The sequence below is a fragment of the Mesomycoplasma ovipneumoniae genome (assembly GCF_024758565.1).
Taxonomy (GTDB): domain Bacteria; phylum Bacillota_I; class Bacilli_A; order Mycoplasmatales; family Metamycoplasmataceae; genus Mesomycoplasma; species Mesomycoplasma ovipneumoniae_B.
Map to the genome: position 1 here is coordinate 870,472 of NZ_CP079199.1, position 10,944 is coordinate 881,415.

General features: G+C 28.1%; 8 protein-coding genes. 6 read left to right on the forward strand and 2 right to left on the reverse strand.

All coding sequences use genetic code 4. The features are described 5' to 3' along the window. Positions 1-492 precede the first annotated feature (492 nt). From KW512_RS03180 to KW512_RS03195, 4 genes are all read left to right on the forward strand, one after another. Entirely contained in the window at positions 493-2,517 is a 2,025-nt protein-coding gene (locus KW512_RS03180; RefSeq protein ID WP_258841356.1) for an HsdM family class I SAM-dependent methyltransferase, read from the forward strand. A gap of 77 nt (positions 2,518-2,594) precedes the next feature. Further along, positions 2,595-3,221, forward strand: a complete 627-nt coding sequence (locus tag KW512_RS03185; RefSeq protein ID WP_258841829.1) for a restriction endonuclease subunit S — start codon at positions 2,595-2,597, stop codon at positions 3,219-3,221. 40 nt (positions 3,222-3,261) lie between these two features. Continuing rightward, the gene (locus KW512_RS03190) at positions 3,262-3,726 is read left to right on the forward strand and encodes a restriction endonuclease subunit S (RefSeq protein ID WP_258841830.1); all 465 of its coding nucleotides are present in this window, start codon (positions 3,262-3,264) and stop codon (positions 3,724-3,726) included. Between the two features lie 294 nt (positions 3,727-4,020). Then, positions 4,021-5,229, forward strand: coding sequence for an Mbov_0400 family ICE element protein (locus KW512_RS03195; RefSeq protein WP_258841357.1), 1,209 nt, complete (start codon positions 4,021-4,023; stop codon positions 5,227-5,229). Between the two features lie 1,003 nt (positions 5,230-6,232). Here KW512_RS03195 and KW512_RS03200 read toward each other — a convergent pair. Together KW512_RS03200 and KW512_RS03205 are read right to left on the reverse strand one after the other, a co-directional pair. After that, entirely contained in the window at positions 6,233-7,690 is a 1,458-nt protein-coding gene (locus tag KW512_RS03200; RefSeq protein ID WP_258841358.1) for an LlaJI family restriction endonuclease, read from the reverse strand. 12 nt (positions 7,691-7,702) lie between these two features. Continuing rightward, positions 7,703-9,175, reverse strand: coding sequence for a hypothetical protein (locus KW512_RS03205; protein ID WP_258841359.1), 1,473 nt, complete (start codon positions 9,173-9,175; stop codon positions 7,703-7,705). Positions 9,176-9,534: 359 nt separating this feature from the next. Between KW512_RS03205 and KW512_RS03210 the strand changes: the two genes are divergently transcribed. Both KW512_RS03210 and KW512_RS03215 read left to right on the forward strand, forming a co-directional pair. Continuing rightward, on the forward strand, positions 9,535-10,026 hold the full coding sequence (locus KW512_RS03210) for an Mbov_0400 family ICE element protein (protein ID WP_258841360.1): 492 nt from the start codon (positions 9,535-9,537) through the stop codon (positions 10,024-10,026). A 59-nt stretch (positions 10,027-10,085) separates the two neighbouring features. Continuing rightward, positions 10,086-10,733: a hypothetical protein gene (locus KW512_RS03215; RefSeq protein ID WP_258841361.1), complete on the forward strand. Its 648-nt coding sequence runs from the start codon at positions 10,086-10,088 to the stop codon at positions 10,731-10,733. The last annotated feature ends 211 nt before the right edge of the window (positions 10,734-10,944 follow it).

The window sequence follows — 10,944 nt, forward strand, 5'->3', positions numbered from 1 at the left end:
GCGCTAACTAATTTTATATTCTTTTTATAATTGAGCTTTGCTTATATATTTAATCATTAAACTTCTAAAGGTGTTTAGAAGTTTTTTTGTGCTCTAATAACAAATATTTGAAAATAATCTTAAATTTCACTAGTTTTTGATCGGCAAGTTTAAATCACTAATTAAAGTTGTTTTCCTTAGATGGTAAAAAATTTTCATTTTATATTAAAAATTTTTTTAAAAAAACAAAAATTTTAGGAAAATTTAGCCATTTTTCCACTATAATTTATCTTTAATAAAAATAAATTTAAATCAAAGGAATGAATCGTGGCAATTAAAGATTGATTAAAACTAAAAAAATTTAGCCCAATTAAAAGTCTGAATTAGTGTGCTAACTTACCGGTTTCCCGTCAGAGTGAACCGGTTGATTCTCAGAGTGGATCGGTTTACCCCCAAAGTCAAAACTAATTTTATTTTTCTAATTTAAAAAAACTTCAAAAAGGAGAGCAAATAATGAAATCTAATATTTCAGAAGCCACAATTGCAGGAAGCTTCAATTCTGAACTTAATAATATGGGTCTTGATTTTTGACTAGAAAATGAATGGTTAAATGAAGATATTAATTCTGCGCTTGAGGAATATTTATCCAAAAATGGGAAAAATGGCGGAAATCGCCCTGATTGCAAAATGCTTTTAGAGGATGAACTAGGTAATAGTTATCCTATTTTGATCGAATATAAAGTTGGTCTTAACAAAATGGTAAAATTAGATTCAAATGGATATCCTGACCTTACGCAATGAAATAACATTAAAAATTATGCAGTAAATGGAGCTATTCATTATGCTACAGGAATAAAGCAAGCAACTTATTATACCGATATTATTGTAATTGGTGCTGTTGGTGAGAAAAATACCAATGGTAAACTTGAACGCGAAGTTCAGGTTTGGTGAGTCTCAAATGATAATTATGGTAAAGGTCAATTAATAGGCGAATATAGCGATTTTAGTTTTTTAGACAAAAAACACTTTAATGAATTTATTAAAGAAGCAAAAAAATCATTTTTAAGCGAGGAGGAAAGAGATAAATTAAGGCAAAGATCAGAAGCCGAAATGATAGCTGCACTTAAAAAACTTAATAATGATATTTACAAAAATGAAAATAATATCGAACCCGATACAAAACTATATTTAATTGTAGCTAGTATAATTGCAAGTTTAGGAATTCCTTATAAAGTTGCCCCACTTAATAAATCCGAACTTAAATCATCCAAAGAAGAAAACAGTCAAGATGGGGACAAAATACTGTATAAAATTATTAATTTCCTAAGACATAAACAGATACCAACCGAAAAACAGAAAACTTTAATTAATATTTTATCACCAAGCCTGAAAGACGAAAGGCTAAATGCCCCAGAAAACGGCGAGTCAAGAATCAAAAGAATTTTTGGAAAAGTTGTTGATGATATTGGATATTTTTTCAAAAACGGTTTAGAAATCGACTTTGCCGGAAAACTTTTTAATGAAATGTATTCTTGACTTGGTTATAGCGAGGATACAAATAATGATGTTGTTTTAACACCACCATATGTCGCAAAATTACTTGCAAAACTTGCTCGGGTTGACCAAAACTCTTATGTTTGAGATTTTGCTACCGGATCAGGAGGACTTTTAGTTGCGGCCATGAATGAAATGATAGCTGATGCAACTAAAAAAGCAAAATCACCTTCTGAATTAGAAAGAAAAATTGCACAAATCAAAACACAACAACTATTAGGAATAGAAATTTTACCTAAAATTCATATGCTCGCAATATTAAATATGATTATTATGGGCGATGGCTCTTCTAATTTGCTAAATAAAGATTCATTAAAAGACTTTAACAATGACGGTGGCGCATTTCCAGCAAATGCTTTTGTTTTAAATCCCCCTTATTCTGCACCTGGAAATGGGATGAATTTTGTTGAAAAAGCCCTTTCAATGATGACAAATGGTTATGCTGCTATCATTATTCAATCTTCGGCAGGTTATGGTAAAGCAAAAGATTTTAATAAAAAAATTCTAAAAAACCATACGCTACTGGCAAGTATTAAAATGCCAATCGATTTATTTTTAGGTAAATCAAGTGTGCAGACACACATTTATGTATTTGAAGTTGGAAAAACTCATAATAAAGATCATTTAGTTAAATTTATTGACTTTAGCCAAGATGGTTATAAAAGAACTAATCGAAAGAAAGCGAGTGTTAATTTAGTCGATAGCGATAATGCCGCTGCACGTTATCAAGAAGTCGTTGATTTAGTTCATCTTGGGAATCATAAATTGAATTTAATTGATAAAAAATGTTATTTTACCGATGTAATTGACCCTTTAAATGGTGGTGATTGGAATAAGACAAGACAAGCTGATTTAAAACCGGAAATCAGTGATTTTAAAAATTCAATTGCTGATTTTCTAGCTTGAGAAGTTAGTCAAATTATAAAAGATACCGAAATTGGAGCTAAAAAACAAGACCAAATAAAAAAGTATATGCCCCACTAATTGAGAAATTACAAGCAGTTCAGTGGGGAGAATTTAGAATTAAAGATATTTTTGATGTTTCAAGCTCAAATAAAGTCATTCATGCTAATAAGGTTAAAATCTATGATACACAGATTCCAAACACTTATCCTTATGTTGTAAGACAAAGTAAAAATAACGGAATTAAAGGGTATATTCAGGAAAATTTAAAATTCTTAAATCCTGCAAACACAATTAGTTTTGCGCAAGATACTTTTCTTAGTTTTTTTCAAAAACAAAAATATTTTACCGGCAATAATGTTAAAGTTTTAAAATACAAAGGAAAAAACACAATCAAACAAAAATCATTAATGTTTATCTCAATTGCAATTCAAAAAGCCATTGCAAAATTAAGTTGGGGAATAAATTCCTCAAAAGAAAGTATTTTAGAAACTAAATTCCTTCTACCAATTGATCATCAAAACCAAATTAATTTTGATTTTATAGAAAAATTTATCAAAGAACTTGAATCGGCTCACTTAGCAGAACTTGAAGCCACTCACTTAGCAGAACTTGAAGCCTATTTAATCGCATCAGAATTTACTCAGAATAATTTTAATTACAAACAAGACACACACACACACACACAGAGAGAGAGAGAGAGAGAGAGAGAGAGAGAGAGAGAGAGCCGCTTCTCAAGCGGAAATAGAGAATTTATACCTCAATACAGTTTGGAAAGAATTTAGAATTAAAGACATTTTTGAGCAAATAAAAACAAAAAATGTTATCACAAATGGCCCTGGTGATTTACCGGCAACAACTGCAATTTCGACAAATAATCAACTAGGAAGATATATTAGCCCTAAAGGTGCAACTATTTTGCAAAATGTATTTTCAGCAACTGCAAATGGAAATGGTAAGGTATTTTTCCAACCAAAACCCTTTACAATATTACAAGATTCTTATGCTTTTAATTTCAAATATAAAATAAGTAATAAAAAGCAATTTTACCTATTTTTTCTTGGAAGTTTAAATAAGGTTTTTCAAAAATATTCCTGAGATAATAAATCCACCTGAAACAGAGTTAGCGATGAATTAATCACTCTTCCAGTCAACAATCAAAACGAAATTGATTTTGACTTCATAGAGAAATTTACATTTCTCATTATGAAAAAAATTCTTAATGAGATAATTGATCATTATAATGAAAAGGTTAAAAATATTTTAATTTGCATTGCAAATCTAAAATAAATCAGTTTTAGTTTAATACTTCTAATTGTTCATTAAATATTGATTGGTATAACAATAAAAGACTTCAAAGTTGTTTATCATATAAAAGCCCAAGTTTTTATATGAGGTAAATTAGTTGTCCAAATTTTTTAAAATGAACATGAAAAAAATTAACAAAAGTGTACAATCAAAATTCCTGATAACAAACTAGTTATCAGGAATTTTTTTTATTAAATTAAAATTTTAAAAAAATTTATCCATTTTTTGCTATAATATATCTTTAATAAGAATAAATTTGAATTAAAGGAATAAATCATGGCAATTAAAGATTGAATAAAAAATAGTAAATGAGCAAAATTCACACCTTATATGCCAAAACATAATATACTTTTCAATGTTTATGGCCAACCAATTAAAGGATATCCCGTTGTTATTTGATATAGTGCTAACGACGATATGCATTATTTTGTCAAAGCACGAAGCGCTTCTAAAAATGGAATACTAATGGATAAATTACCAACAGAAATTCTTATTCCGGCAAGTGCGACAAATTCTGATTCTTTATTTTTTAATGATAGTTTGCTTGATTGCTGACAAATTTTTGGAATGCGGGAAAAAGATTTTGAATTTGCTTATGGAAGAACTGACTTTCCAGACATTGACCAACTGCCTTTTAATTATGCAATGCAAATTATCAGTCAAGTAGAAAAAAACTTTAAAAATGACCACATCTCACTGATGAATCTAAGTATTACTGGATATAATAATAAACAAAAACCTATTATTGAACCAGAACTGTTATATGCAAGCAAAGCTAGTTTTGACCAAGAAAAAGGATGATGAAGAGAATTATCAAAAAATAGAGATTCTGAAACAATTAGAAAAGCCAATGCTTTTGTTGTTAATTATCATCGCGAAGAACACACACAAGTAGAATTAAATCCAGTTGATGCTGGAATAGATATAGCAAAAGAAGAACTAATGGTTGATAGAGTTTATACTCCAATTTATCATTATATATATGATAATGAACTATTAGATAAAGGCACTAATGTTCTTAAAATTATCGATTTAGTTAAAAAAAATATTTTTAACACCGAAGAATTTAAAGACTATAAAGTATCAGATGGTGATGTCTGAGGTAGTCTCACTCTTCCTTGGGGTCAAAGAAGATCAAGTTTAAATATTGTTGATGAATATCGCATAAATTCAGACAAATTAACTAAAATTCAACAAAACTATTTTTTCGATAATGTAGAAGATAAGCAACTTTTAGAATTTAAATCAGCTTATGAAAACCAAACATTAGCTCAATGAGTTGATAATAGTTGTTTTTATGATGAGTTTAGAGATTATATTGAACAAGGATTTGAAGACTATGATTGGCCAAAAGAAGAGATAGCTACTTGATTTATTAAATACAGATTTCGTATTGAAAATACATCAATCATCGATGAAGAATTAAAAAACAGAAATCTTTTGTTTCAAAATTCACAAAAACCCGAAGAAGAACAGAAGCAATAGTTAAAAAACAAGCAAAAACGTTACGTATGTAATGTGTATTAAAGCATAGTTGTACTATGTTTTTTTATATTCTTTAATGCTATAATTAATACGAAGTTCCTGTCCAATTTGGAGCTTTTTTCTTTTTTATTTTAAAAAAATAATCCTGAGTTTCCCAGTTTGACGAGATAATTTTAAAAAGGCTCGGGTTTTAGGGGATTTTTTAATTTTTCTGGCAAAAGTTAATTACAATTTTTTACTGATTTACTAAAATATCAAAGTAAAAATCACACCCCTGAATTTCCCAGTTTGATGCAAAAATTTGCTTTTTAGTGAATATAAAATATACAAAAATACCGGTAAATCCGGGTTTTTTGACGGTAAAACCTTAATTTTTATTATTTTAAAATTAAGATTTTGCAAAAAAAAAAAAAAATGCTTGGTATAAAAAAAATTTCTGTTATAATAACTTTCACTAAGAATAATTAATAAATTTTGATATTGAATTAAAGGAGGAATTAGTTATGTTTTTTGTCTAAAAAAATCAGAAAATGCGAATTTTCCATTATATTTTTTAATATAATGGAATGCCTTAAATTTAACCGTTTAGAAATCTATAAATTTAGGGCTCTTGGTTATTGTTCTTTCAAAACTTCACATATTTTTTTAGGCTCAATGCAAATAAAAACGAGTTTTCTATTTACATTGAGTTTAAATAGTAGTTGTATTTTTTTATGATTTTTGTCAGTGTTTTAAGCTAAAAAAGTAGTTTAAAAATTTCATAATTTTGCTTTTTAAGTCAAAATTTAAGTTTTTTTAGTTTACTTTATTTGAAGCTAGGAAACTCGGGTTTCTTTTTTATTTTAAAAAAATAATAGAAACAAAAAAATTCTGCCCACGCAATTATTTTTTAGCTTAATTTGTGTTCGCTTGAACTTAGAATCAAGCAAAATGCAAGCACTTTTGTTTGCATAACACACTTAAATTTTACAGATTCTCTATTTTACAGTTTGCTAACATATTTTTATAGATTTAGAAGATTAAAATCCATTTTTCTTTCTGTCAGATATAGATCATAAGCCATTACTGCAGGAATAAATCTTACTTGAACATTTTGCAATCCAATATTTTCTAGCATTTCAAGTTTTACTTCACCTTTATTTTCTATATAATCATTTTCTGAAGGTAGAAGAAAACAATTCTTAACTGCTGAAAACTCATGATCATTTATAAATTTTTGATAAGCTAATTGATATAAATATTGTTTTGTAATTGATTCTATTCCTGGCTGTCGACTTGGTGTAATTCCGTATTCCAAATGTGCGTTATAATACTTTGCGTCAAATATAATAAATTCATAATTACCATCATTTTGAAAGATGGATACTAAATCTGGTATTAAAGTATTTTTTGCCTCTTTGCCTGTAATAGTTCATAAAGGCTTTTCAATTAAATCTATTAATTTTTTCTTTTTATCATAACCATCTTTTAAAAGCACTGGAAGATTCAAAGCGCCCAAACTATTTTCCAATTGATTGTTCATAATGTGCGAGCAAATCTTTTCCCAAACCAAATTAAAATTATTAGTCCCAAACAAAGTTAAGCAATCAAGATCATAAAGACTGCCTTTTTTGTCTATATAAGAATATAGTGTCATTAAAAGTAATTGTTTTCTCGTGTTATACTGCAGACCTAGTTCTTTTTCAATTCTATATAAAATATAATCTTCATCGCCAAAATCATCTAATTTTTCATCAGATAAATCTACTTCTGTGATTTCAAATAAATCAAGAAGAGTGGCATTCTTTAACTCTTTAGAAATCTTTGTTAGTATGCATTGATGAAGCCGAGTAAAATAATCAAACTCATTGGTAACTCTTTTACGAGTGTGTAATTCCATATAATATGGTTTTTCATTGGATAAAATTGCAAATGATTCATTTATAGTTTTATCCCATAGAATTTCTCCTGTCCCATTGAATTCAACGATTTGTTCTGCAGTGTTGTAAATTCCGTTTTCATAATAATCATTTAATAAAAACAAGATTACTGCCAAAAGATTAAATGAACTAGTTTGACTGCTATCATTAAACATTTTTATAATCTGTTCGGAAGAATTGTATTTTTCAAGAACTTTTATTATTTGTTTCAACTCATTAGTAGGATTCTTATTGCTTAATAGATACTTTGGATAACACTTAAGCACTCTACCTGCTATAACAATAACTCCAACAAAAGTAAATATATAAAAATATTGATTCTTGCCTACTTCAACACCAGATATCTCTATATCTTCATCTAGTAGTTCATTCATGTTCTTTTGTTTATCAGAAGCTTTTACCGCTTTTAAGACACCATATTCTTTTAATTTTCTAATCAATATAACGGCTTCATCTTCATTACATTTCAAAATGCTACAAAGTTCCTTTTGAGTATAACGTATTTGTTCCCTTACAAATTCGGAGATCATTTCGGAGATCATAGAAAAAGCCCCCTAATTATCTGAGTTGTCATTTTTAGACTCAGCATCTTCAATATCGCAACCTGATACAATATCAGGGTGGAATATTTCAACACCTTTTTGTTCAAATTCTTTGCAAATTTGAGAATATCTCGTGCTATCTTCAGAGCACCCTTTAAATAGTTTTGATCGTTTTTGTTTGGCCGCATCCTCAAATAAGTACATAATCACTTTATTTTTAAATGCACTAATAAATTTTTCTCTATTAATTTCATCTCCTTGCTCAGGAATTATAATATCTTTAGAAAGAAAATATGGTCCTAATTGTTTATCTTCGTTGATTTTACAATCAGCAAGGAATTTATTAATAGCTTTTCTCAATTTGTTCCATTCAACTTTTTGTGTCTTATTATCAGAAAGCATAACATATTTTCCATGTAGAGCATGATCATTGTCATCAATTCCTAGATATGTGAAATCCCATCTTCTTTTAAATGCAGTATCCATTGGAAATACACCTTGATCAGCAATGTTCATAGTAGCCCATATAAACATATTATTTGGTATCTTTATAGACTCAAGCTTTGATTCTTCGACTCCTAGTTGTTCTGATAAATATCTTCTCATGTCATTAGTGGTTGCAATTTTATATTCACTTACACCATCACTATCTCTATCCAATAGTTGAAAAATATCACCAAATACTGCAGCAACATTTGCTCGATTAATTTCTTCTATTAACAATACAAAAGGTTTAGGATTATTGGTCATCGCATTTTTTAAGGCTTTAACAAGAACTCTCATAAATGGACCAGGAACGTATTGGTATGAAATATCTTTTTTTCTAGATTCTGGTTTATATAAGTTTAGATATTGTCTAATAGATTTTCCAACATCTCGCCCTGCAGTATTATTAGCAGCAGGAGAACCATCTAATTTTCTGGTAGTAAAGTCCCCATCTGTGTATATGCCTAATAATACCGGTAATCTAGTAATCCCGCGTCTGCCATCCTTAAATTTATCAAACAATAAGTCATACTTTTCTTGAGGTGACTTAGTTCTGTCTCTTAATACAGAAACAATATCTTTCTCAGTCTCTGTAAGATTTTCGAAAGAATCATCAACCATTACAGGCTTATATGTGCCAACAAAGTTTGCATATAAATACTCTGGATGAAAAGTTACTCTTTCATATTGATCTTCATTATTTTCTCCTAAAAGCTGTTGCAAGTCATTATTTAGAGTATAACTTTTGCCTGTACCAGGCGCTCCAAAGATAATACGATTTCTAGGAATTAAACTATTATATGGAGTGTAAAATAAATCTTCCATATCTTTTTTGTTTTCTTTATTTTGGCTCTGTTTATCCATTTCTAAAGATATGCCTTCGTTTGAAACGGATGCTTCCAACATATTATTCTTTATATATTCTACAAATTCGTCTTTTGTGAATTTTCTATTTCCTAATATGTATTCTTTTTTCTTTTTATCATATAAAATATTCATATAATATCTCCAATTACAATTTTTGCATTGCATTTTCGACAATATTCTTTCAACAAACAGAATACAGTCCAATGTTAGCCATAAAATAACCTAATGAATCTATTTTTATTGTTAATTGATCATTTTTGGCGTGGTTTTCGGGAGTGTTCATAATTTTGTGTTTTAAATTTATTATGGATTTTTCAAATAGAAATCTAATTTAATTTTACAATATTTAATCGATTAGGGAAAGTAATTTCTAACTGTTTTTTAATTTTGTCTCAATTTTTTCTGTTAAATTAAAATTTTTAGAAAAAAAATAGCTTTTTTTGGTATGATATATGTTTAATAAGAATAAATTTGAATTAAAAGAATAAATCATGACAGTTAAAGATTTAATAAAACTAAAAGAATTCAGTCCATTTAAAGGACTTATTTTTAATAGTTTAGCTCAAGAAATAAAAGCAAAACCAGTAATTATTTTTCATGATACCGAAAATGATCGTTACTATTATATTAAAGCCCATGATGCCCGTTGAGATAATGGTAAGTTAAATGACCCTTTTGACGGTGAGATTTTGATTCCAAAATCACACAAACCTAATACTTTATTTACAAAAAATTCTTATCTAGATTGTTCGCGAGTTTTTTACATTGGTGATAGCGAGCTAGAAGAATTAGCTAAAAATCACCCAAAAACAGAAATACTTGACTTAAAAGAATTAGAATTTAGTCAGGCTGAAAAAATGTTTGACAAGATTTATGAATTTGTGACTTCCGAATCACCTTATATAGTAATTTCTAGAGTTTCTTATGATTCAAAAACAAAAAAACTAAGCCCAAAGTTTGATATGCTAGTGATCAACATTTAAATAATGATTATAAAACCATTTGATTTAAGACTAAAAAAATAAAAGAATTAAAAGATAAATTGCACAAGGAAAAGAACCAAATAAGTTTAGATCTAATTAAAGGTATTTTGGATGATGCCTGAGGAGAATATAAAAAAGAAAAAGTCTATAATCCTTTATTTCAATGAATAAGAGAAAACAAATTTGTCCAAAAAGGGTTAAATTCAATTGAAATTATTCATGAATATAATAAGTTATCAAGCCCATTAGTACCAGCAACAATTGAGCCCGATACAATTTATATTTGCTTAGTTGATAACAAATGACGCGATATATTAAATTCTTGACTGTCTAACGATAGATGAGATTTTATTTTATCTGAAAAATTATTGGCAACTGATTTTAAATTTATGATTGACTGGTTTGAAAAAAATAATTTAGATATAAATATGGAATCATTTAACCAATTTCGTAAATCAATACAAGAATCGCAAGATTGAGGTGAATTTTTCTATTTTTATGAATTAGAGAATAAACTTAAGCAAGAAATATCCAAAATAAAAGAAAAACAACAGCAAATCCAAAATCAAAAGACAATTAGAGATGAACTTACTTATCAAAATTTAAGATTACAAGCTGAAAAATGAGTCCAAGAAGCAGAAGAAGGACTAAAAAGAAAAGAAGAAGACTTAAAAAAATTTGTTGCAAAACACAAAATAAAAATGTAAAAAAGAGAAAAATACGGGAACTTGCACACTTAATTGGCGCGATTTTTTTCACTAGTTTTTTGGTCTAGCTTTGAAATTTATATTAAAACAGTTAAGCAAACAAACAAAATAAAAGCATTTATTCACTAATCCCGGGGTTTGACAGTTTGACGGCGAAAATTCAGTTTTAGTGAAAATAAATATGCAAAAATACCGGTAAATCCGTGTTTTT